This window comes from Aquabacterium sp. (assembly GCF_036279655.1).
Taxonomy (GTDB): Bacteria; Pseudomonadota; Gammaproteobacteria; order Burkholderiales; family Burkholderiaceae_C; genus Aquabacterium.
Genome location: NZ_DASUIT010000052.1, coordinates 1 through 20,358 on the forward strand (window position 1 = coordinate 1; position 20,358 = coordinate 20,358).

The 20,358-nt window shown below is 64.6% G+C and carries 23 protein-coding genes and 1 pseudogene; 14 read left to right on the top strand and 10 right to left on the bottom strand.

Annotated features, from left to right (window positions below; translation table 11 throughout):
- A pseudogene (gene eno, locus VFW84_RS05695) lies at positions 1-354 on the top strand (phosphopyruvate hydratase); the annotation flags it as partial.
- A gap of 82 nt (positions 355-436) precedes the next feature.
- Here eno and VFW84_RS05700 read toward each other — a convergent pair.
- Both VFW84_RS05700 and VFW84_RS05705 read right to left on the bottom strand, forming a co-directional pair.
- Positions 437-1,585, bottom strand: a complete 1,149-nt coding sequence (locus VFW84_RS05700) for a GGDEF domain-containing protein (protein ID WP_329679473.1) — start codon at positions 1,583-1,585, stop codon at positions 437-439.
- On the bottom strand, positions 1,582-2,742 hold the full coding sequence (locus VFW84_RS05705; RefSeq protein WP_329679474.1) for a GGDEF domain-containing protein: 1,161 nt from the start codon (positions 2,740-2,742) through the stop codon (positions 1,582-1,584). Before VFW84_RS05705 ends, VFW84_RS05700 begins: the two co-directional genes overlap by 4 nt.
- A 119-nt stretch (positions 2,743-2,861) precedes the next feature.
- Here VFW84_RS05705 and ftsB point away from each other — a divergent pair, with 119 nt between their 5' ends.
- Genes ftsB through VFW84_RS05725 form a run of 4 tightly spaced genes read left to right on the top strand, consistent with a single transcriptional unit; the run spans position 2,862 to position 5,217 of the window.
- The gene (gene ftsB, locus VFW84_RS05710) at positions 2,862-3,134 is read left to right on the top strand and encodes a cell division protein FtsB (protein ID WP_329679475.1); all 273 of its coding nucleotides are present in this window, start codon (positions 2,862-2,864) and stop codon (positions 3,132-3,134) included.
- A 15-nt stretch (positions 3,135-3,149) separates the two neighbouring features.
- Complete coding sequence (gene pnuC, locus VFW84_RS05715) at positions 3,150-3,800, top strand: nicotinamide riboside transporter PnuC (protein WP_329679476.1); 651 nt, start codon at positions 3,150-3,152, stop codon at positions 3,798-3,800.
- The gene (locus VFW84_RS05720) at positions 3,797-4,447 is read left to right on the top strand and encodes an AAA family ATPase (protein WP_329679477.1); all 651 of its coding nucleotides are present in this window, start codon (positions 3,797-3,799) and stop codon (positions 4,445-4,447) included. The genes pnuC and VFW84_RS05720 overlap by 4 nt, the downstream gene beginning before the upstream one ends.
- Complete coding sequence (locus VFW84_RS05725; RefSeq protein WP_329679478.1) at positions 4,444-5,217, top strand: pseudouridine synthase; 774 nt, start codon at positions 4,444-4,446, stop codon at positions 5,215-5,217. The genes VFW84_RS05720 and VFW84_RS05725 overlap by 4 nt, the downstream gene beginning before the upstream one ends.
- Here VFW84_RS05725 and VFW84_RS05730 read toward each other — a convergent pair.
- Together VFW84_RS05730 and VFW84_RS05735 are read right to left on the bottom strand one after the other, a co-directional pair.
- Entirely contained in the window at positions 5,211-6,197 is a 987-nt protein-coding gene (locus VFW84_RS05730) for an Hsp33 family molecular chaperone HslO (protein ID WP_329679479.1), read from the bottom strand. The two genes, VFW84_RS05725 and VFW84_RS05730, sit on opposite strands and share 7 nt — an antisense overlap.
- Positions 6,197-6,721 (bottom strand): gamma carbonic anhydrase family protein, encoded by a 525-nt coding sequence (locus VFW84_RS05735; RefSeq protein ID WP_329679480.1) that lies wholly within the window; start codon positions 6,719-6,721, stop codon positions 6,197-6,199. Before VFW84_RS05735 ends, VFW84_RS05730 begins: the two co-directional genes overlap by 1 nt.
- Before the next feature lie 160 nt (positions 6,722-6,881).
- On the opposite strand from VFW84_RS05735, the gene VFW84_RS05740 reads away from it, so the two are divergent.
- The 4 genes from VFW84_RS05740 to VFW84_RS05755 all read left to right on the top strand — a co-directional run bounded on the left by VFW84_RS05740 (position 6,882) and on the right by VFW84_RS05755 (position 9,438).
- Positions 6,882-7,439 (top strand): peroxiredoxin, encoded by a 558-nt coding sequence (locus VFW84_RS05740; protein WP_329679481.1) that lies wholly within the window; start codon positions 6,882-6,884, stop codon positions 7,437-7,439.
- Positions 7,440-7,454: 15 nt separating this feature from the next.
- Positions 7,455-8,231, top strand: a complete 777-nt coding sequence (yaaA, locus tag VFW84_RS05745; protein ID WP_329679482.1) for a peroxide stress protein YaaA — start codon at positions 7,455-7,457, stop codon at positions 8,229-8,231.
- A gap of 14 nt (positions 8,232-8,245) precedes the next feature.
- Positions 8,246-9,091: a 2OG-Fe(II) oxygenase gene (locus VFW84_RS05750; protein WP_329679483.1), complete on the top strand. Its 846-nt coding sequence runs from the start codon at positions 8,246-8,248 to the stop codon at positions 9,089-9,091.
- A 128-nt stretch (positions 9,092-9,219) separates the two neighbouring features.
- Complete coding sequence (locus VFW84_RS05755) at positions 9,220-9,438, top strand: hypothetical protein (protein WP_329679484.1); 219 nt, start codon at positions 9,220-9,222, stop codon at positions 9,436-9,438.
- A 99-nt stretch (positions 9,439-9,537) separates the two neighbouring features.
- Here the strand turns inward: VFW84_RS05755 and VFW84_RS05760 are convergent, their stop codons facing one another.
- Positions 9,538-10,911, bottom strand: coding sequence for a DEAD/DEAH box helicase (locus tag VFW84_RS05760; protein ID WP_329679485.1), 1,374 nt, complete (start codon positions 10,909-10,911; stop codon positions 9,538-9,540).
- Between the two features lie 343 nt (positions 10,912-11,254).
- Between VFW84_RS05760 and dnaX the strand changes: the two genes are divergently transcribed.
- The 3 genes from dnaX (at position 11,255) to recR (ending at position 14,153) form a co-directional block, all read left to right on the top strand.
- The gene (gene dnaX / locus VFW84_RS05765; RefSeq protein WP_329679486.1) at positions 11,255-13,153 is read left to right on the top strand and encodes a DNA polymerase III subunit gamma/tau; all 1,899 of its coding nucleotides are present in this window, start codon (positions 11,255-11,257) and stop codon (positions 13,151-13,153) included.
- A 67-nt stretch (positions 13,154-13,220) separates the two neighbouring features.
- A complete protein-coding gene (locus VFW84_RS05770; protein ID WP_290693327.1) occupies positions 13,221-13,547 on the top strand; it encodes a YbaB/EbfC family nucleoid-associated protein in 327 nt (108 codons plus the stop codon).
- An 18-nt stretch (positions 13,548-13,565) separates the two neighbouring features.
- Complete coding sequence (gene recR / locus VFW84_RS05775) at positions 13,566-14,153, top strand: recombination mediator RecR (protein ID WP_329679487.1); 588 nt, start codon at positions 13,566-13,568, stop codon at positions 14,151-14,153.
- A gap of 31 nt (positions 14,154-14,184) precedes the next feature.
- Here the strand turns inward: recR and VFW84_RS05780 are convergent, their stop codons facing one another.
- Positions 14,185-15,969, bottom strand: coding sequence for a transglycosylase SLT domain-containing protein (locus VFW84_RS05780; RefSeq protein ID WP_329679488.1), 1,785 nt, complete (start codon positions 15,967-15,969; stop codon positions 14,185-14,187).
- A complete protein-coding gene (gloB, locus tag VFW84_RS05785; RefSeq protein ID WP_329679489.1) occupies positions 15,966-16,751 on the bottom strand; it encodes a hydroxyacylglutathione hydrolase in 786 nt (261 codons plus the stop codon). Before gloB ends, VFW84_RS05780 begins: the two co-directional genes overlap by 4 nt.
- Here gloB and VFW84_RS05790 point away from each other — a divergent pair.
- Together VFW84_RS05790 and rnhA are read left to right on the top strand one after the other, a co-directional pair.
- Positions 16,750-17,592: a class I SAM-dependent methyltransferase gene (locus tag VFW84_RS05790; protein WP_329679490.1), complete on the top strand. Its 843-nt coding sequence runs from the start codon at positions 16,750-16,752 to the stop codon at positions 17,590-17,592. The two genes, gloB and VFW84_RS05790, sit on opposite strands and share 2 nt — an antisense overlap.
- Positions 17,592-18,038 carry a ribonuclease HI gene (gene rnhA / locus VFW84_RS05795; RefSeq protein ID WP_414638904.1) on the top strand — a complete coding sequence of 149 codons (447 nt, stop codon included), beginning with the start codon at positions 17,592-17,594 and terminating at the stop codon, positions 18,036-18,038. The genes VFW84_RS05790 and rnhA overlap by 1 nt, the downstream gene beginning before the upstream one ends.
- A 17-nt stretch (positions 18,039-18,055) precedes the next feature.
- On the opposite strand, the gene VFW84_RS05800 is transcribed toward rnhA, so the two are convergent.
- Genes VFW84_RS05800 through moaA form a run of 3 tightly spaced genes read right to left on the bottom strand, consistent with a single transcriptional unit; the run spans position 18,056 to position 20,343 of the window.
- Positions 18,056-18,610, bottom strand: a complete 555-nt coding sequence (locus VFW84_RS05800) for a GNAT family N-acetyltransferase (RefSeq protein WP_329679492.1) — start codon at positions 18,608-18,610, stop codon at positions 18,056-18,058.
- Positions 18,597-19,208, bottom strand: coding sequence for a molybdenum cofactor guanylyltransferase MobA (gene mobA, locus VFW84_RS05805; RefSeq protein ID WP_329679493.1), 612 nt, complete (start codon positions 19,206-19,208; stop codon positions 18,597-18,599). The genes VFW84_RS05800 and mobA overlap by 14 nt, the downstream gene beginning before the upstream one ends.
- A complete protein-coding gene (gene moaA / locus VFW84_RS05810) occupies positions 19,201-20,343 on the bottom strand; it encodes a GTP 3',8-cyclase MoaA (protein ID WP_329679494.1) in 1,143 nt (380 codons plus the stop codon). Before moaA ends, mobA begins: the two co-directional genes overlap by 8 nt.
- Positions 20,344-20,358 lie beyond the last annotated feature (15 nt).

Genomic DNA, 20,358 nt, shown 5'->3' on the forward strand with positions numbered 1-20,358 from the left:
GGCGACGACCTGTTCGTCACCAACACCAAGATCCTGAAGGAAGGCATCGACAAGGGCATCGCCAACTCGATCCTCATCAAGATCAACCAGATCGGCACCCTGACCGAGACCTTCGCCGCCATCGAGATGGCCAAGCGCGCCGGCTACACCGCCGTGATCTCGCACCGCTCTGGCGAAACCGAAGACAACACGATCTCGGACATCGCCGTGGGCCTGAATGCTGGCCAGATCAAGACCGGTTCAATGAGCCGCTCTGACCGCATGAGCAAGTACAACCAGCTTCTGCGCATCGAGGAAGACCTGGGCAACGTTGCCGTGTACCCTGGCCGCAGCGCGTTCTACAACCTGCGCTGATGATGCTCTGCGGTTTGCCGTCAGATCCTGACGGTGATCGCCATGAACCGCCCGGACGCCCCGGGCGGTTTTTTTTGGTTTGTCACGCCACCGTGCGCTCACTCAGGCAAACCGTGTTTCGCCCCTGCTCCTTGGCCTGATACATCGCCGCATCGGCCAGTTTGAGCAGCTCTTCGGGTGGCAGGCTGTTCGCCTGGAACACCAGTGCACCCACGCTGGCCGTGCAGTGATGCACCACCTGATCCTGGGCTGAACCCCTGGGACTGACCACCAGGTGGTAGGGCTCGGCCAGCGACGCACGAACCTTGTCGGCCACACGCCGGGTGTTCTCCCGGGCGGCGGCCACATCTGGGCCCAGCATGTTCAGCAAGATGACGAACTCGTCGCCACCAAAGCGTGCCTCGACGTCGATCTCTCGCAGACACGCTCTCAGTCGCCGAGCGACCTCCTTGAGCAGAAGGTCGCCTGTGGCATGTCCATGCTGGTCATTGAGCGACTTGAAATTGTCCAGATCCAGGAACAACAAGGCGCTGTGTTCCTTCGTGCGTTTGCCCATGGCGATCGATTCGCGGATGCGCTGGAGCATGCGGCGCCGGTTGGGCAGGCCTGTCAGCATGTCGATGCTGGACAACTCCTCGAAGGACTCTTCGTTCTGGCTGGCGCCTCGGTCTCGCGCAAAGGAGATGACCAGCACAGTGAGCAGGCTGGTGCAGGTGTGGGATATGCGCAGGAACTCGATCGTGGCCGGTGTCGTGGACAGAATCAGCGGGTGCGGTGTGACGCCGACATATTCGAAGTAGAAGAACAGCGATGCATTGAGTACAAAGATGCTCACCATGCTGCGCCATTGCTCCAGCGAGAAGAACATGGGGGTCACGACGATGACCGAGATGAAATAAAAGTGCAGACCGAACCAGGAGCCGGCGACCAGCAGCATGGTGCAGAGCATGGTCAGCGTCACGGACAGGCTCAGCACCCACCGTGCCAGACCGTGAAGGCCCCGATGATTGAGCCAGGGAACGGCGGCGATGCTGAAGTAGAAAGGGGTGATGGCCCAGGTGGCCAGGACCAGCCCCGCCTCTCCCAGCGCCAGATTGGCCGCATGGTAGAGCGCATAGGCCACCAGCACCACATAGGTCGTGGCGTTGACGTTCCTGATCTTGCGCTTTTGGGTTGGGTCGGCGGTCCTGTCGCAACCGAGATCCAGCCAGGCACCGAAGGATGGGGTCATGGGGTGGTGGTGGGTGTCGGCGTGTGAAAACAGATGGCGTTGCGCCCCTGGTCCTTGGCTCGGTACATGGCCGCATCGGCTTGCTTGAGCACGGCTTCTTCGTCCAGGGGGTCACCCTGGAACAAGGTCACGCCGATGCTGGCGGTGCAGTGGTGTTCGACGAGTTGTTCCACCTCACTGCCCACGCGCACCAGCAACTGATAGGGCTCGGCCAGTTGCACGCGGATTTTTTCTGCCACACCCAGTGCATGGCCTTTGGCGGCCACAGGATCCCGGCCCAGCAGGGTGAGCATGATCACGAACTCGTCGCCACCGAAACGCGCCACCAGGTCGATCTCTCGCAGGCAACTGCGCAGGCGCCGGGACACCTCTTGCAAGAGGAGGTCGCCTGCAGCGTGACCGTGAACGTCATTGAGCGACTTGAAATTGTCCAGATCCAGAAAGATCACCGCGCCATGCTGCCCGGAGCGTTTGCTCAAGGCGACGGATTCCTGCAGGCGCCGGACCATCTGCCGACGATTGGCCAGGTTGGTCAAGGCATCGATGTTGGACATGGCTTCCAGCGCGCGCTCGTTCTGGCTGGCCATCCAGTCTCCGACAAAGGACACGATCAGTGCGGCCAGCAAACTGGTGCTGATATGCAGGAAGCGCAGCAGCCGGGTCGTGCCGCTGTCCAGGGAGAGTATCTCTGCCGCCGGTGGAAAACCAACATATTCGCAGTAGATGAACAAGACGGTGTTGAGCAAAAAGAACACCGTCGGGATGGGCCATTGCTGCAATGGAAACAGAACAGGCACCACCACCATGATGGCGATCAGATAGTAGTGAATGCCCAGCCACGTGCCGTTGGCCACCCATATATTGAGCACGATCAGCGCCGTGATGGTATGGGGCAACAACCACCGCGCCGCGGCATGCAGTCCAAGATGGTTGAGCCACGGCACCAGCAGCACGCAGGGATAGAAGGGCAGCAGCGCCCAGCTGGCCCGGACGAGCCCAGGGTTGCCCGTGGCCAGATACGTGAGGTGAAAGAACACGATCAACAGCAAGGTGGCCCATGCTGCGGCATTGACGTTGAGCACCTTGCGCTTGAGGGTTTCCGTCGGCGCGCTGTCGCAGCCAAGCTGGAACCACAGGCTCAAGCGATCCATCATCATGCGCCTTCCGTGTTTTATGGAACCACCTTGCTTTGAGTTTGATTGTGCACGAGGGGCTTACCCAGGTAAATTCCCTTTCGGCATATTCAGACCATGAATGGAAGTGGTAAGCTTTCAAAATGCGTTGGGTAACCCTGATTCTCGTGGCTTTGCTGTCGGTGATCCAGGCCGAACTGTGGTTCGGCAAGGGGGGGGTGCCCCGCGCCATGTCCTTGCAGGCTCAACTGGTGGACCAGAACGAGCGCAATGAGGCGGCCAAGCTGCGCAACGAGCAACTGGCCGCCGAGGTCCGGGATCTTCAGGAAGGCCTGGACATGGCCGAAGAGATCGCACGCTCCGAGTTGGGCATGGTCAAGCCTGACGAGATCTACGTCCAGATCACGTCCCGCTGATCCCCGGTCGATGCGATGACGCTGTCCCTGGCGCAGGCCGATGTTCTGGCGTGGGTTGATCTTTGGGTCGCTCCTTGGTGGACGGCCTGGGGTGTGCCCGTCAGCCGCCTGGAAGGTCTGGCCTTCATCCTGTCGCTGGCCATGGTGGGCTTCAATCTGCGGGTCAATCCGCTCGGTTGGCCCTTGGCCATCATCAGCTCTTTGCTCTACGGCGTCTTGTTCGCCCGCTTCAAGCTCTACGGCGAGGCCAGTCTGCAACTGGTCTTCGTGGTCATGGCGGTGTGGGGATGGTGGCAATGGCTGCGAGGCACCGACGAGCGCCAGCAGCGTCTGAGGGTGCGGGTGATGCCCGCCGCCCAGCGCTGGCAGGCGGTGCTGGCCGTTGGCCTGGCCTGGCCTGCGCTGGGCTGGATCCTCGATCAGGTGACCGACTCGGACGTGCCCTATGGGGATGCCCTGCCCACCGCGGGCAGTCTGGTGGGGCAGTGGCTGCTGGGGCGCAAATGGGTGGACAACTGGCCTTGCTGGCTGCTGGTCAACTTGGTGAGCATGGCCTTGTTCGCTTACAAAGGCCTGTGGCTCACGGTGATCCTCTATGGCTTGTTCGCGCTCCTGTCGCTCTGGGGATGGCGCGCTTGGCTTCGGATCGCCCGGGAGAGCGCATGACAGTGGGAACACTCGGGCAGATCATTGCCATCATTGGCGCGGAAAGCACCGGCAAGACCTGGCTGGCGCGCGAGCTGGCACGGGTGCTCGGTGCACGTGGGGTGGACGCCGTCATGGTCGGCGAAGTTCTGCGCGAGTTCTGCGATCACCACGGGCGCACGCCCCAGGCGCATGAGCAAGCCGGCATCGCCGCTGAGCAGACGCGGCGCATCCGGCAGGCCGCTCAGACCCATGCCGTGGTGCTGGCCGACACCACGGCACTGAGCACCGCGGTCTACAGCGAGCTGATCTTCCAGGACCACAGTCTGTATCCCGGGGCCATCAGCGACCATGCTGAGGCCGCGATGACCCTGCTCACCGCCATGGACCTGCCCTGGGTGGCCGATGGTCTGCAGCGTGACGGCCCCCATGTCCGCCGCCCCGTGGACGAGTTGCTGCGCCAGGTCCTGCTGCGTGCGCGTGCGCCGTTTGCCGTGGTCAGCGGCCAGGGCGTGGCTCGCATCGATCAGGCCCTGGGCATGGTCGAGCATGTGCTCGATGAGCCTCGGCGACGCGAGCGAGCCGCCTCCGGGCCGCGCTGGAGATGGTTCTGCGACAACTGTGATGACGGCGAGTGCGAGCAGCACTGGCTGAGCCGTGGCGCATGACGGACGATCAGGCACCGGGTGGCCCCCTGACCGTGTTGTGGCGTGACGAGCATCTGGTGGCCGTGCACAAGCCCTCGGGGTGGCTGGTGCACCGCACCGGGCTGGATGCGCACGAGACCCGCATCATCCTGCAGACCCTGCGCGATCAGCTCGGCCAGATGGTCTATCCCGTTCATCGCCTGGACAAAGGCACCTCCGGGGTGTTGCTGCTGGCCTTGAGTGCCGAGATGGCGCGCGCCATGGCGCAAGCATTCGAGGCGCGTCGGGTACGCAAGCGCTATGTGGCCATGGTGCGGGGCTGGTGCCCGGCCGAGGCCACCGTCGATCACGCCCTGCGCCCCGACGACGCACCCGACGATGCGCCAGCGCAGGAGGCGATCACTCGCATGTGGCGCCTGGCGACCTTGCAGATCGATGTGCCGGTCGATCGCTACCCCAGCACGCGAGCCTCCCTGGTCGCCTGTGAGCCGCTGACCGGGCGCCGGCATCAGATCCGCCGACACCTCAAGCACCTGTCTCACCCCATCATTGGCGATGCCACGCATGGCAAGGGCGCCCACAACCGCTGGTGGGCTGGACATTTGGGGGTGGGGCGCTTGTGCTTGCACGCACTCGCGCTGGGCTTTGAGCACCCGCTCACCGCCCAGGCCCTCTGCATCACCTCACCCCTGACAGGGGCAGGTCTGGCTGCGCAGATCAACCCGGACTGGCAGCACCTGCTGTCGGCCCTGGACTGGCACTGGGAGGTCGCCCTGGAGGCGACTCATTGAAGGCGGTTTGAGCCTGGCGGGTGGTCCGGATCGCTGGTGAACAGTTCGGTCGCGTCCACCGCATCAAACTGGTAGTGCAGACCACAGAACTCGCAGCCCACATCGATCTGACCTTGCTCGGCCACGATGGAGTCCACCTCCTCGCGGCCCAGGCCCCGCAGCATGCCGGCCACCCGTTCGCGTGAGCAGGAACATTCGAAATGGGGACCGTTGAGCCCTTCCAGGGGTTCGAATCGGCGCACGTCCTCTTCCCAGAACAGACGGCGCAGGATGGTGTTGGCGTCCAGGGTCAGCAACTCGTCGCGCTTGAGCGTGGCGGCCAGGTGGGCGATGCGGTTGTAGTGCTCGTTCAGGCCGATCTCGTCCTCATGGTGGCGCTGGCCCGCCAGATTGCCCTGGCCCTCCACCGGCAGGCGCTGGATCAGCAGGCCGGCAGCGACCTCGTCGTCGGCGGCCAGGATCAGCTTGGTGTCGAGCTGCTCGGACTGCAGCATGTAGTGTTCCAGCACCTGGCTGAGCTCGTGCAGCGGTTCGTGGTGGTCGCCGTTGAGCGGCACCACGCCCTGGTAGGGGTTCTGGCCGGGCAGGCGGTCCTTGGGGTCCAGGGTGATGGCGCAACGCCCCTTGCCATGCACATTGACCATCACCTCCAGGGGCAAATGACCACTGTCGGTGGCGGGCAGCTCACCCACCACCTTGGCGGTGGTGCGATAGCTCAGGTCAGGGTGGGCTTCGGCCACGGCCAGCTTGATGGGGCCGTCGCCAAAGACCTGCAGCACCACGGCGCCGTTGAACTTGATGTTGGCTTGCATCAGTACCGCTGCAGCCGACATCTCGCCCAGCAGGTGGCGCACCGGCTCGGGGAAGGCGTCGGCCGACTGACGCCGGCGCAGCACCTCTTGCCAGCTGCCCGTCAGGCGCACCAGCATGCCGCGCACGGGCAGGCCCTCGAAAATGAATTTATGCAGTTCGTCGCTCATCAGTCCACCCGCACCATGTCGGTCTTGTATTCACCCGCCTTGCTCACATAGAGCGCGGCCCCCAGTTGCATTCGGGCGATGTCGGTCTCATTGAGCGGCCTGACCGCCTTGGCCGGCGAGCCCATGATCAGCATGCCGTCCTCGAAGATCTTGCCCTCGGTGACCAGGGCGCCTGCGGCGACCAGGCAGTTGCGGCCGATCACAGCACCATTGAGCACCACCGCCTGGATGCCGACCAGGCTGCCATCACCGATGGTGCAGCCATGCAGCATGGCCTGGTGCCCCACGGTCACGTCGGTGCCGATGGTCAGAGGGTAGCCCAGATCCGTGTGCAGCACGGCGCCTTCCTGCACATTGGATCGCTCGCCGATGCGGATGGTCTCGTTGTCACCTCGGATCGCCGCCTGCGACCAGACGCTGCTGCCTTCTGACAGGATCACATGGCCGATCACATCGGCCGATTCGGCCACGTAGGCCGAGGGGTGCACCTCGGGGGCTTTGTCTCTGATGCGGTACAGGGCCATGTGTGTCTCCGGTCAAACAAGCGCGGATTGTAGGCGGGCGCCGGCTTTCACCTGGATGCGGGGCTTTGTGCCTGCGACGGCGCCCACCCGGGCTAAGATCTCGCCCATGGTGCCTGAAATGCGCGGGCGCCGCCAACATTCGAGCCTTGCAGGAGCATCCATGAAAACGATCGGCGACAAGCTGGAGCATTTCAAGGTGGTGGGCGTCAAGCCCGGTTTCAACCACCATGAGGAACACGGTCATTCGGCGTTCGAGGACATCACCGAGCACAGCTTTCCCGGCAAGTGGAAGGTGATCTACTTCTACCCCAAGGACTTCACCTTCGTGTGCCCGACCGAGATCGTGGCCTTTGACAAGCTGGTCAAGCAGTTTGCCGATCACGATGCCATCGTGATGGGCGGCTCGACCGACAACGAGTTCTCCAAGCTGGGATGGCGTCGCGAGCACGCAGATCTGCGCAGCCTGGGGCACTACAGCTTTGCCGACACGCAGGGCAACGGTCAGGCCCTGGTCGACCAACTGGGTGTGCGTGATCGCCAGACGGGCGTGGCGCTGCGTGCGACCTTCATCGTCGATCCGGACAATGTCATCCAGCACGTGTCGGTCAATTCGCTCAATGTGGGCCGCAACCCTGAAGAGGTCTTGCGCATCCTCGATGGGCTGCAGACTGGCGAGCTCTGCCCGGTCAACCGCGGCGTGGGTGGCGAGACGCTGTAAGGATCCCTGTCGACCATGTTGATCCTGCTGTCTCCGGCCAAGAGCCTGGACTATGAGTCCCCTCCGGTCACCGATCGCCACACCCTGCCGCAGTTCATTGACGAATCTGCCGCCCTGATCGAGGTGCTGCGCCCCTACAGCCCGGCGCAGATCGCCTCCCTGATGGACCTCAGTGATGCGCTCTCGCAGCTCAACGTGGCTCGCTACGCCGCCTGGAGCCCGCGCTTCACGGCGGCCAACAGCAAGCAGGCGGTGCTGGCCTTCAATGGCGACGTCTACGAAGGCCTGCAGGCGGCCACGCTCAAGCCGGCGCAACTGGATTGGGCCCAGGAGCACGTGGCCATCCTCAGCGGCCTGTATGGCATCTTGCGCCCACTGGACTGGATGCAACCCTACCGCCTGGAGATGGGCACCCGGCTGCCCAATCCGCGCGGCAAGGACCTGTATGCCTGGTGGGGTGACACCCTGGCCGGACACCTCAACCGCACGCTGGCCGCCCAGGGCAGCGATCTGATCATCAACCTGGCCTCCCAGGAATACTTCAAGGCGGTCAAGCGCAAGGCGCTCAAGGCCCGAGTGGTCGAGTGCGTGTTCGAGGACTGGAAAGCGGGGGCGTACAAGATCATCAGCTTCCATGCCAAAAGGGCTCGGGGGCTCATGGCGCGTCATGCCATCGTGCACAAGGCACGCACGGTCCAGGCGCTCCAGAGCTTCGATGCCGAAGGCTATGCCTTTGTGGCCGAGGCCTCCGAGCCGGATCGGTTGGTGTTTCGACGCAAGCTGGCGGCTTGAGGGGTGAGGGTTCGATGTCTCAGGTGATCACGCCGGAGTTGCGCCACTGGATCGTCGAGCAGGCCCAGGCCGGTCATGGCGTGGAGGCCGTGCTCCAGGCCATGAAGGCCAGTGGCTGGCACGAAGACACGGCCATCGAGGCGCTGGAAGACACCCTGCAGGCCCATGTGGATGGCTTGCGCGGGGCTGCAGTGCCGGTGTCGACATCAGCCCCGATGCCCTTCGTGCCGAGCGGCGTCAACGAGGTCTGGGCCCATGACCGCACCGTGCGGATCGTCACCAGCCTGGCCCGGCCTCGCATCGTGGTGCTGGCCGACGTGCTCTCTCCAGAGGAATGTGCGGCCCTGCGCACCCTGGCAGCGGAGCGCCTGGCCCGTTCCGAGACGGTGGTTCACGCCACCGGGGGCAGCGAAGTCAATGAGGCCAGAACCAGTGAAGGCATGTTCTTCAACCGGGGTGAGGGGGAGCTTGTCGAGCGCATCGAAGCTCGTCTGGCGGCCCTGGTCCATTGGCCGGTCGAGCGTGGCGAGGGTTTGCAGGTGCTCCGTTATGCGCCTGGCGCTGAATATCGTCCGCATTACGACTATTTCGATCCGGCGCAACCTGGCACGGCGAATGTGCTCAAGCGCGGCGGGCAACGTGTGGCCACGCTGGTGCTCTATCTCAATACTCCTCAAGAGGGGGGTGCGACGGTATTTCCCGATATTGATCTGGCGGTTCATCCCATGGAGGGGCATGCCGTGTTTTTCTCCTACGACCGGCCCGATCCGGCCACGGGGACTCTGCACGGCGGTGCGCCGGTGATCCGGGGTGAAAAATGGGTCGCCACCAAGTGGCTGCGGGAGGATCGGTTCGAGTAATCGGTCCGACACGTTTTTTTTCAAATAGGCTGTCAACCGGCGGCACAGGCCTGGCGTTGATGGAAGGCAAGCTCGGGGGCCCCTGGGCTTGTGAAATACAACCAACCTTTACTCCCTGGAGTTTTTTCATGAAAAAACTGATCGCCGCTCTGATCGCTTCGATGTTCGCCATGGGCGCTTTCGCCGCTGAGAAGGCTGCTGCTGCTCCCGCCGCTTCGGCTGCTGCTTCGGCTGTTGCTGCCACTGACGCTGCTGCTTCCAAGCCCGCCAAGAAGGCCAAGAAGGTCAAGAAGGCCAAGAAGGCTGCTGCTGGCGCCTCGGCTGCTTCCGCTGCTGCTTCGAAGTAATTCAAGCGCCGCTTCGGCAAGAAAAAACCCGGCTTCGGCCGGGTTTTTTTGTGGGTGCACGGCATCCGGTGTCAGGGGATGCCGCCGCCGAAAGGCGATTCAGCGCGTGCGTTCGCGCTCGCGCACCTGGCCGCCCGGGCCACGTCCCTGGCCCGACCCATGGGAGCGACCACCCGAACCTGAGCCAGCACCTTGTCGGCCCTGGCCTTGGCGCGCACCCTGACCATGGCCGGAGCGGTGCGACGAGTGCGCACCACCACCCGACTTGGCGCCACCGCCACCATGCAGCACCCGACGACCCAACTGGATGGGCTCGGGCTTGGCGTGGGGGTCGGGTTCAAAACCGGCCACCAGTTCACGCGGGATGCTGCGCTTGATGAGCCGCTCGATGTCGGCCAGAAAGCCTTCTTCGTCCACACAGACCAGGGAGATGGCACGGCCCTCCGAGCCAGCGCGGCCCGTGCGACCGATGCGGTGCACGTAGTCCTCGGGCACATTGGGCAGCTCGAAGTTCACCACGTGAGGCAACTGATCAATGTCGATGCCACGGGCCGCGATGTCGGTGGCCACCAGCACCTGCAGATCGCCGCTCTTGAACTCGGCCAGCGCTCGGGTGCGGGCGCTCTGGCTCTTGTTGCCATGGATGGCCATGGCGGTGATGTCCTGCTTTTGCAGAAACTCAACCAGCCGGTTGGCGCCGTGCTTCATGCGCGTGAACACCAGCACCTGATGCCAGTTGTTGCTGCTGATCAGATGGGCCAGCATTTCCTTCTTGCGGTCGCGGTCCACGGGGTGAACGACCTGCTCGACGGTGTCGGCTGTGGCATTGCGGCGTGCCACCTCGATGACCTTGGGCTGATTGAGCAAGCGCTCGGCCAGGGCCTTGATCTCGTCGGAGAAGGTGGCCGAGAACAGCAGGCTCTGCTTCTTGGGTGGCAAGACGGCCAGCACGCGCTTGATGTCGTGGATGAAGCCCATGTCCAGCATGCGATCGGCTTCATCGAGCACGAAGAACTCGACCTTGCTGAGGTCCACCGTGCCTTGCTGGTGGTGATCGAGCAGGCGTCCGGGGGTGGCCACCAGGATGTCGACACCCCGGCGCAGGGCATCGATCTGGGGGTTCATGCCCACGCCGCCAAACACCACGATCGAGCGCAGCGGCAGGTGCTTGCCATAGGTGCGCACGCTCTCTTCAACCTGGGCGGCCAGTTCGCGCGTGGGGGTGAGGATGAGTGCACGCACATGGGTGCGCTCACCCGCCACGCGAGCAAGCCGGTTGGCCATCAGCATGTGCAGCAGGGGGAGGGTGAAGCCTGCCGTTTTGCCGGTACCCGTTTGAGCGCCCGCCAGCAGATCACCGCCACTCAAAACGGCGGGAATGGCCTGGCTCTGGATCGGGGTGGGGGTGTGATAACCAGCTTCGGATATGGCTCTCAGGATGGGCTCGGCCAATCCAAGATTTTCAAACGACATGACTACAGGCCCTTAAAGGCAGGATTGTTCGGCGACTGCACCAGATCTTTCGGGCCTGAAAGAACGGGTCAACCGTGGTGCGCCAAACCACTAGCACAAACCATGAGATTCTGCATCGTTAAATCTTGTGCTTTTGACGCAAGAGGATTGTAGGGTCAGCCGTGAATATTTCATAGGCCGAAGGTAGGGGGGTGAAGCCGTGCATCATTCAAACTGTGTCAAATTGTGACTGGCTGATGGATGAGCGGGTTTCTTGTGCATGGCGCAGGGCAAGCACGGCCATATCGTGAAGCTGCGGGTCAGTCGCCCCGATGCCACACCTGACGCGCCTACAATCACCGCCATGACATCGACGGTTCTGGCGCGCAAGTACCGCCCACGCAGTTTTGAGGCCATGGTGGGCCAGGGCCATGTGGTCCAGGCCCTGGCCAATGCGCTCACGCAGCAACGCCTGCACCACGCCTACCTCTTCACGGGAACCCGTGGCGTGGGCAAGACGACCGTTTCCCGGATCCTGGCCAAATCGCTCAATTGCGTCGGCCCGGATGGGCAGGGGGGCATCACTGCTCAGCCCTGTGGTCAGTGTCAGCCTTGCCGGGACATCGATGCGGGTCGTTTTGTCGACTACGTGGAACTCGATGCCGCCTCCAACCGGGGTGTCGAAGAAATCTCCCAATTGCTGGACCAGGCCGTCTACAAACCCGTGGTGGGGCGCTTCAAGGTCTACATGATCGACGAAGTCCACATGCTCTCGAACACGGCATTCAACGCCATGCTCAAGACGCTGGAGGAACCGCCCGACTACCTCAAGTTCGTGCTGGCCACCACCGACCCGCAAAAGGTGCCGGTGACGGTTCTCTCGCGGTGCTTGCAGTTCAATCTTCGGCCCATGGCCTTGCAGACGGTGCATGAGCACCTGGAGCAGGTGCTGGCGGCCGAAGGCGTGCGTTTTGAACCCGGGGCCTTGCGTTTGCTGGCGCGCGCCGCGCGGGGGTCGATGCGTGATGGCCTGTCGCTCACCGATCAGGCGATCGCCTATGGTGGGGGCGCCCTGGAAGAAGCCGTGGTGCGGCAGATGCTGGGGTCGGTGGACCGTCAGCATGTGGTTCGCATCCTGCAGGCGGTGGTCGAGGGGGATGGTGCCGCCTTGGTCGAATCCGTGGACGGTCTGCGCAAACTGGGTCTGTCTGCTCAAGGCACGCTGGATGAACTGGCGGCCGCCCTGCAGCACATGGCCCTGCTGCAGACGGTGGCCGGCATGGCCGACGGCGATCCTGAAACGGCGAGTTGGCAGGCCCTGGCCGAGCGCTACGCGCCCGATGAAACCCAGATGTTCTACAGCCTGGCGCTGCATGGCCGTCAAGAGTTGCCGCTGGCCCCGGATGAATACGCCGGTCTTTTGATGATCCTGTTGCGCTGGCTGGCCTTCAAGCCGGGCAGCACGCTGCGCGAGGGCATCCGCCCAAAAGCTGAAGGCCCGGCGGCCCAGGCGGCCACCGGGCCCCTTGTCTCCAACGCGCAAGCGACGCCGCGGCCCCCGAGCGCTCCCGTGCCGGCCCCTGCACCTTCTGCCTCGGTGGTGGCGCCCGCCCCCGCTCGCGCAGCGTCGCCGGATCCCCGCCCCGAGCCGCCTCCCTGGGATGATGAGGGGGCGATCGGCGGCGCCATGCCTGCGGAGATGGATGACTTTGAAGAGGCGGGCAAGCCGGCATCCCCTGTGTCGGCGCCTGCCTTGGCGTCCGCCGTCGCCGTCGCCAGCAGCGAGCGTGCGTCAGATCCGGTGTCCACGCCCGCACGTGTCCATGGCTTCACGGCCACGGTCGTGCCGGTGGTGCCCACCACGGCTCTGGGCGACCGTTGGGCCGACGTGGTGGCGCGGCTGCAAAGCGAGGGCCTGATCACGGCGCTGGTGCGAGAGTTGGCCGTGCAGGCCGAATGTGTGGCCGTGCAGGACGAGCCGGGCATGACCGTGTGGACCCTGCGTGTCGAGCGCGAGAGCCTGCGCGGCGACGTGCAGCGCGAGCGCCTGACCCAGGCGGTCCAGAAGGCGCTGGGGGGAGAGGTGCGCATCGAGCTGCAGGCCGGTGTGGCCCGTGACACACCCGCGCTGCGCGATCAGGCGGCACGTGCCAGTCGACAGGCCGCAGCGGAGAGCCTCATCAAGCAGGATCCGCTGGTGAACAGCTTGCTGGAACAATACCCCGGTGCGCGGGTGGTGCCAGGGTCCATAGCGCCCCTGTGATCCCCCGCCCCCTTGTGGCATCCCCTGATGCCCGACAATCACCACTTTGCGAACGAAAGGAAATGGCATGCTCAAAGGACAACTCGCCGGCTTGATGAAACAGGCCCAGCAGATGCAGGACAACCTCAAGAAGGCCCAGGACGAGCTGGCGCTGGTCGAGGTCGAGGGCCAGTCTGGCGCGGGTCTGGTCAAGGTGCTCATGACCTGCAAGAACGATGTCAAGCGCGTCACCATCGACCCCAGCCTGCTGGCCGATGACAAGGACATGCTCGAAGACCTGGTGGCCGCTGCCTTCAATGATGCCGTGCGTCGCGCCGAGGCCACCTCCGCCGAGAAGATGGGCAAGCTCACGGCAGGCATGCCCATGCCTCCTGGCATGAAGTTCCCCTTCTGATCGACCGGATTCCTGCCCATGTCTGACCCGGTTGTTCAGGGCCTGATCGAGGCATTGCGTGCCTTGCCCGGTGTGGGTCAGAAGTCGGCACAGCGCATGGCCTTTCATCTGCTGCAGCACAACCGCGCGGGCGCCATCAAGCTGGCGCAGGCGCTGCTGCAGTCGGTGGACGAGGTCGGGCATTGCGAGCGTTGCCACACCTTCAGCCGCGACCGCATCTGCTCGATCTGCCTGGATCCCACGCGCGATGCGCGGGTCCTGTGTGTGGTCGAGACGCCGGCCGATCTGGCCGCGCTGGAGCGCACGGGCAGCTATCGCGGCATGTATTTCGTGCTGGCGGGCGCGCTGAGCCCTCTGGACGGCGTGGGTGTGCGCGACATCGGTTTCGCGCCCTTGCTCGCCCGAGCCATGGACGGCGTGGTCGACGAGGTGGTGCTGGCCACCAATTTCACGGCCGAGGGCGAGATCACAGCCCACGTGCTGTCCGAGCAGCTCAAGTCGCGAGGACTGAAGGTCACGCGATTGGCCCGCGGGGTGCCGGTGGGCAGCGAGCTGGAGTATGTGGACCTGGGCACGATTGCCCATGCCCTCATGGATCGCCGCTGAGCCGTCCTGCGGATGGCTCAGGCCTTGATGATCAAGGCGAGACGGAGGCCACGCGGACCTTGCCCTGACGAATGGGTGTGCGGCTCTTGATCCCACCATGGCGGGTCGAGCTGCGGATCTTGCTGGCGCTGGCCACCTTGATCTTGGTCCGTGCCGAGGAGGCGACCACGCGGCTGCCCTTGCTTTTGCCCTTGGCTGCCGATGCCAGTTGGCGCTTGGACGCCTTCACGGGCACATAGACCACCACGGTTTGCGCGCGCTTGAAGCGTGCGCCAGCAGAGGTCTTGTTCCATTGAGCGACCTGGGCGGCCGAGACGCGATAGCGCTTGGCGATGCTGGCCACCGTGTCGCGCTTGCCGGCCTTGAGGGTCATGCGGCGCATGGGCGGCAGATCTGGCGCCAGGCTCATCATGGCGTTGTCCGCGATGTTCTCGGACACGTCCTGCTCACGGTATTGCGAGCGTGGCACCAGCAGCGTGGAGCCCGCCTTGACCAGCATGCGCTGGGGGATGTGGTTGAGCTCGCGCAGCGTGCTCTCGCTCATGCCGACCTGGCGGGCAGCCTCGGCGGGGCGCATGGTCTTGGGCACGACCCAGGCGGTCCAGCTGGCCAGGGGGCCGCGGTGCTGACCCAGGTTGTGCATGAACTGGCTGGCGTTGTTGTAGGGCAGCAGGACCTGAGGGGTGCCGGCCGCCAGGATCACGGGCTTGTTCATCGAGGGGTTGAGCGCCTGAAAGTCCGCCAGGGGCATCTGCGCCAGGCGGGCCGCCAGCGCCACGTCCATGTCGCGCTGGATGGGCACGCTCACGAAGTAGGGGTGGTTTTCGATGGGCGCCAGGTTCAGGCCATAGACCTCGGGGTGCTGCACGATGTTGCGAACCGCGTGCAGCTTGGGCACGTAGTTGCGCGTCTCGGGGGGCATGTTCAGGCTCAGGTAGTCTGTGGGCAGGCCTGCCTTGAGGTTGCGGTTGATGGCGCGCTGGACATTGCCTTCGCCCCAGTTGTAGGCCGCCAGGGCCAGGTGCCAGTCACCGAACTGGCGGTGCAGCCGTGTCAGGTAATCCAGGGCCGCCCGGGTCGAGGCCAGCACGTCGCGGCGGTCGTCACGGAACAGGTTCTGCTTGAGTTCGAAATCCTTGCCCGTGGCGGGCATGAACTGCCAGATGCCAGAGGCACGCGCCGATGACATGGCCTGCGGATTGAAGGCACTTTCGATGAAGGGCAGCAGCGCCAGTTCGGCGGGCATGTTGCGGCGCTCGACCTCGTCGAGCACATGGTAGAGGTAGCGGTTGGCCCGCTCCATCATGCGCTGCACATAGTCAGGGCGGCTGGCATACCAGCGCTCGTGGTCGCTCACCAGTGAGCTGTCCAGGGCCGGCAGGGAAAAACCACGACGCACGCGCACCCACAGATCGGTGCTGGCATTGATGTCGTCGAGGTTGAGCGTCATGTCGGGACGCAGAGGGTCGGTGGGCAGGCCGGCGGCTTCCCGTGCCTCTTCGTCGCCCTGCGGGGCGGCGGTGGGTTGACTGCGCAGGTCATTGGGCACCAGTGCGCGGGTGATCACCGAGGGTGCATTGGCCGGGCGGGCCTCGTTGACGGCCAGTTGCTCGGAGTCCGAAGCATTGCGTGCTTCGACCAGGCGTGTGACGGGTTTGATCTGAGCGACCACCACGGGCGCCTTGCCCTCGCGGCGGCTCATGTTCAGTGTGTCCTGCAGGCCGGCGCATCCCGTCATCCAGGGCAGGGTCAGGGCCACGGTGGTGGCGCAGGCCAGACGATGCAAGGCGCGAGGAGGGAGGGTGTAGATGCTCATGCTTTGAAGGTGTTCTTCCAGAGGCGCAGGGTGGTGAAGACCGTCTGGGCATCGGTGCTCGCGGCGCCCTGGTGCAGGGCGCTGGCCACGACGGTGGGCTCTTGCGTGCGCAGAAACGGATTGATGGCCTTTTCCCGGGCCACCGTGGTGGGCAGGGTCGGCAGGCCTTGATGTCGCTGCTGCTCGCAAAGCTGACGCACATGCCCCAGTTGGGCATTGTCAGGCTCGACGGCAGTGGCGAAAGTGAGGTTGGACAAGGTGTATTCGTGTGTCGGACACAGCCAGGTGTCATCGGGCAGCGAGGCCAAGCGGGCCAGCGAAGCCGCCAGTTGTTCGTGGGTGCCATCGAAGAGCCGACCGCATCCCGCCGAGAACAGCGTATCCCCACAGAATACCAGGGCTGAAGACCAGGGCAAACCAGATTGGGGTTGCGCGATGTAAGTGACGTGGCCGGCCGTGTGGCCGGGCGTGTCCCAGACCTGCCATGACAGGCCCAGCGCCTCGAAGCCCGAGCCTTCATGAACCGTGGTGGTCACCTGCTCGACGGGCTCGAGCGCCGGGCCGTAGATGGGCCCTGTACAGTGCGGGCGCAAGGCAGGCAGACCCATGATGTGGTCCGGGTGCCGATGGGTCACTAGAATGGCAGCCAGCGACAGTTGCTGCTCATGCAAGGCTTCGAGCACCGGCGTCGCATCCCCCGGATCGACCACCAGGGCCTCGCGGCCGTTGTGGATCATCCAGATGTAGTTGTCGGTAAAGGCGGGTAGGGCGACCAGTTTCATGACGAAAGTCGAGCCGATTATAGAGTTGCACCCCTGGCTGGCCATGCCCCCCGGGCAGGCTTTGCTGGAATGGGAGCAAGCCCAGATGGATCGGCTCGTGGCCGATGTCTTCGGCTTTCATGCCTTGCAACTGGGTTTGCCCGAGGTGGATGCCTTGCGGGCCAACCGCATGCAGCATCGCTGGCTGGCGCTGGATGCGGCCTACGAAGGCTGGACGCCTCCGGAGGTGCCTCTGACGCTGGAGGCCATGGGGGCATGCGGGACCACGGCGCACCTGCGCTGTGATTTCGAGTCATTGCCCTTTCCCAGCAACAGCCTGGATCTGGTGGTGCTGCCGCATGCGCTGGAGTTGGCACGCGATCCGCACCACACCTTGCGTGAGGTGGAGCGTGTGCTGGTGCCCGAGGGGCGCGTGGTGATCGCGGGCTTCAACCCCGCCAGCCTGTGGGGCGTGTGGCAACGCATGGGCCGCTGGGGTGTGAACCGCGCCCTGGTGCTGCCCCAGGGGGAGTTCATCGCCTACTGGCGGCTGCGTGACTGGCTGCGCTTGCTGGGCATGGAGGTCGACACCGGGTGTTTTGGTTTTTATCGCCCGCTGGTGCGTGAACCTCAGTGGTGGCAGCGTCTGCAATGGATGGAGCGCGCTGGTGACCGCTGGTGGCCCGTGCTGGGGGCGGTGTATTTCGTCGTGGCGATCAAGCGGGCGCGGGGCATGCGCCTGGTGGGCAAGATCAAGCGACAGCGTGTGCCGGTCAGTGCGGCTCCGGCCGTGGTGGCCAATCGACATATCCAGTCCGTGGAGGGCAACAGGCTGTCCACGGCAACACAAGAAAGAGAATGATGAGTGATGAGGCGCTGCCCAAGGTGGTGGTCTATACCGATGGAGCCTGCAAGGGCAACCCTGGCCCGGGGGGCTGGGGCGTGTGGATGGTGAGCGGGCCTCACGAAAAAGAGATGTGGGGCGGCGAGCGATCCACGACCAACAACCGCATGGAACTGACGGCGGTGATCGAGGCGCTCAATATGCTCAAAAAGCGCTGTCAGGTTGTGCTCTACACGGACAGTGAATACGTGCGCAAGGGCATCACCGAATGGATCACCGGCTGGAAGCGTCGGGGCTGGAAGACCGCAGACAACAAACCCGTCAAGAATGTCGAGCTCTGGCAGACGCTGGAGGCGGCTGCGGCGCGCCATCAGGTCGAATGGCGCTGGGTGAAGGGGCATGCGGGCGATCCGGGCAACGAGCGCGCTGATGCGCTGGCCAACCGGGGGGCCGCTCAGCAGTGAGGCCTTGCCTTGCGGCCTCAGGGCTTGAGCAGCAAGGCCATGGTGAGGCGGTCGACGTAGACCGCTGAGCCGCCGGGGCCCACCAGACGCACGGCGCGAGGCACGATGCCGCAGGGTTTGAAGCCCGCGCGCTCGTAGAGCTGCACGGCTTGCTGATTGGCCGTGCTGACTTTCAGGGTGATCAACTCAAGCCCGCTGGCGGCGCGCGCCTGACGCAGGCATTCGTCGATCAGCTTGAAGCCGATGCCGCATCCACTGTGCGTGGGCTTGACCATCATGCTGTTGAGTTCGGCGCTGTGCCGCAACTTGGGCAGGCTGTGGCGCTCCAGTCCGACCATGCCCACCATCTCATCTCGCACCCAGGCGCCGATCAGAAAGGTGCCACCCAGGGGCTCGTAGAGGCCCAGGCGCCCGATATAGCTCTCGGGAGGTCGGGATTGCTCGATGTCCAGGTCTGCATCGAAGGCCTCCGGATGCAGGCGCAGGCCTTCATCGCGCAGGCTCTTGAACGAGCTCAGCTCAGCCGGGGTCACGCGGGCAATGCGCAATCCCGTCAGGTCATGAGTGACCATGCAATGTCTCCGGAGTATTGATGTTGGCAAAGGCCGCCGACGGCGCAAAGCATACGCCTATCCAGCGCTGCTGTGTGATCCAGCGGTGCACGCGCCGCTCGCCTTCTTGCACCGCCTGCGCCAGGCTGGGCAGAGTCTGGTGGGCGATCAGAGCGGTGGTCCAGTGGTGCCTGTCCTCTCCTGTGGCCTCGTCTCGCGTGAACGGTACGGCGATGTCCGCGCCGTGTTCGAGTGCGGCACTGTGCAATCGGGCCACCAGATCGGCGGGCAGGTTCGGACTGTCGCAGGGGGCCAGTTGCAGCCAGTCGCACCGGGTGCGACGCAGGCCCGTGAGAATGCCGATCAGCGGCCCGCTCAGCTTGGGCAGATCAGCGTCGTCAGGGACCACGGGCCAGGGCCACTGGGCGTAGGTGTCGAGGTGTCGGTTGGCATTGATGCTGAGTTGCCGCACCTGTGGTGCCAGTGCCTGGGCGACCTGCCAGGCCAGGGCCTGTCCGTGCCGCAACATGAGCCCCTTGTCCTGTCCGCCCATGCGACGACCTTCTCCGCCGCTGAGCAACCAGGCGTCGATTTCAAGGGGCAGGGTGTCTTCAGCCACCGATGTAGCTCATCTCGATCGGCAGGGCGTTCGGGGACGCCTGTCGTGGCGATGCTTCGGCCAGGCCACGCATCTGCGAGTAGCGGTCATCGCGCTGCTGCCACAGTGCGCGCAACTGGCCCTGCAGCGCCTCATCCGTGGCACTGGAGCGCAGGGCAGCGCGCAGATCGTGCCCCTGGCGTGCAAAGAGACAGGTGTAGAGGCGTCCGTCAGTGGACAGGCGCAAGCGGCTGCAGTCACCGCAGAAGGCCTGGGTGACGCTGGAGATGAAGCCGATCTGTCCAGCACCGTCGGCATAGGCGTGTCGGCGCGCGGTCTCCCCAGCCTGCCGCGGCGCCAGGGGGGTGAGCGGAAAGTGCGACTCGATCAGGGCCTGGACCTCGCTCGAAGGGAGCACCTGCGTGCGCTGCCAGCCATTGGTCGAGCCGACATCCATGTATTCGATGAACCGCAGCTCGATGCCGGTGTGGCGGAAGTGACGTGCCATGGGGACGATCTGCTGGTCGTTGACGCCTCGCTGCACGACCATGTTGACCTTGAGCGGACCCAGCCCCACCTTCTGGGCGGCCTCGATGCCCTCCAGCACCCTGCCCACGGAGACGCCCGCATCGTTCATGCGCTGGAAGATGGTGTCGTCCAGTGCGTCAAGGCTGATGGTGACGCGATGCAGGCCCGCACTGCGCAGTGCGGCAGCTTGCGTGGCCAGCAGGGTGGCGTTGGTGGTCAGGGTGAGCTCCACAGGTTCGCCTTGCGGTGTCTGCAGCTCGGCCAGGCGTGCCACCAGTCGGTCCAGTTGCTTGCGCAGCAGCGGCTCGCCTCCGGTCAGTCGAAGCTTGCTCACGCCCATGGAGACAAAGATGCGGCTGGCGCGCTCGATCTCCTCGAAGCTCAGCAGTGCAGGCTGGGGTAGGAAGCGGTGGCCGGGTCCGTAGACCGTGCGCGGCATACAGTAGCCGCATCGGAAGTTGCAGCGGTCGGTGACGGAGATGCGCAGATCGCGCAGTGGGCGAGAGAGCTGGTCACGCAGCGCGCCGGTGCCAGGTGCCGATGCGGTCGGCAAAGGCTTGACGGCGGAAGTCACGCCTTCCGGGTGGCTGTGGATGGGGGTCAGCGGGATGACGCGGGCTTCTCGCATGCCTTGCATTGTCGG

What these genes read in the sequence shown, in the direction of transcription:
- VFW84_RS05700 (WP_329679473.1), bottom strand. Translation starts at nt 1,585, where the DNA reads ATGACCCCATCCTTCGGTGCCTGGCTGGATCTCGGTTGCGACAGGACC.
- VFW84_RS05705 (WP_329679474.1), bottom strand. Translation starts at nt 2,742, where the DNA reads ATGATGATGGATCGCTTGAGCCTGTGGTTCCAGCTTGGCTGCGACAGC.
- ftsB (WP_329679475.1), top strand. Translation starts at nt 2,862, where the DNA reads ATGCGTTGGGTAACCCTGATTCTCGTGGCTTTGCTGTCGGTGATCCAG.
- pnuC (WP_329679476.1), top strand. Translation starts at nt 3,150, where the DNA reads ATGACGCTGTCCCTGGCGCAGGCCGATGTTCTGGCGTGGGTTGATCTT.
- VFW84_RS05720 (WP_329679477.1), top strand. Translation starts at nt 3,797, where the DNA reads ATGACAGTGGGAACACTCGGGCAGATCATTGCCATCATTGGCGCGGAA.
- VFW84_RS05725 (WP_329679478.1), top strand. Translation starts at nt 4,444, where the DNA reads ATGACGGACGATCAGGCACCGGGTGGCCCCCTGACCGTGTTGTGGCGT.
- VFW84_RS05730 (WP_329679479.1), bottom strand. Translation starts at nt 6,197, where the DNA reads ATGAGCGACGAACTGCATAAATTCATTTTCGAGGGCCTGCCCGTGCGC.
- VFW84_RS05735 (WP_329679480.1), bottom strand. Translation starts at nt 6,721, where the DNA reads ATGGCCCTGTACCGCATCAGAGACAAAGCCCCCGAGGTGCACCCCTCG.
- VFW84_RS05740 (WP_329679481.1), top strand. Translation starts at nt 6,882, where the DNA reads ATGAAAACGATCGGCGACAAGCTGGAGCATTTCAAGGTGGTGGGCGTC.
- yaaA (WP_329679482.1), top strand. Translation starts at nt 7,455, where the DNA reads ATGTTGATCCTGCTGTCTCCGGCCAAGAGCCTGGACTATGAGTCCCCT.
- VFW84_RS05750 (WP_329679483.1), top strand. Translation starts at nt 8,246, where the DNA reads ATGTCTCAGGTGATCACGCCGGAGTTGCGCCACTGGATCGTCGAGCAG.
- VFW84_RS05755 (WP_329679484.1), top strand. Translation starts at nt 9,220, where the DNA reads ATGAAAAAACTGATCGCCGCTCTGATCGCTTCGATGTTCGCCATGGGC.
- VFW84_RS05760 (WP_329679485.1), bottom strand. Translation starts at nt 10,911, where the DNA reads ATGTCGTTTGAAAATCTTGGATTGGCCGAGCCCATCCTGAGAGCCATA.
- dnaX (WP_329679486.1), top strand. Translation starts at nt 11,255, where the DNA reads ATGACATCGACGGTTCTGGCGCGCAAGTACCGCCCACGCAGTTTTGAG.
- VFW84_RS05770 (WP_290693327.1), top strand. Translation starts at nt 13,221, where the DNA reads ATGCTCAAAGGACAACTCGCCGGCTTGATGAAACAGGCCCAGCAGATG.
- recR (WP_329679487.1), top strand. Translation starts at nt 13,566, where the DNA reads ATGTCTGACCCGGTTGTTCAGGGCCTGATCGAGGCATTGCGTGCCTTG.
- VFW84_RS05780 (WP_329679488.1), bottom strand. Translation starts at nt 15,969, where the DNA reads ATGAGCATCTACACCCTCCCTCCTCGCGCCTTGCATCGTCTGGCCTGC.
- VFW84_RS05790 (WP_329679490.1), top strand. Translation starts at nt 16,750, where the DNA reads ATGACGAAAGTCGAGCCGATTATAGAGTTGCACCCCTGGCTGGCCATG.
- gloB (WP_329679489.1), bottom strand. Translation starts at nt 16,751, where the DNA reads ATGAAACTGGTCGCCCTACCCGCCTTTACCGACAACTACATCTGGATG.
- rnhA (WP_414638904.1), top strand. Translation starts at nt 17,592, where the DNA reads ATGAGTGATGAGGCGCTGCCCAAGGTGGTGGTCTATACCGATGGAGCC.
- VFW84_RS05800 (WP_329679492.1), bottom strand. Translation starts at nt 18,610, where the DNA reads ATGGTCACTCATGACCTGACGGGATTGCGCATTGCCCGCGTGACCCCG.
- moaA (WP_329679494.1), bottom strand. Translation starts at nt 20,343, where the DNA reads ATGCGAGAAGCCCGCGTCATCCCGCTGACCCCCATCCACAGCCACCCG.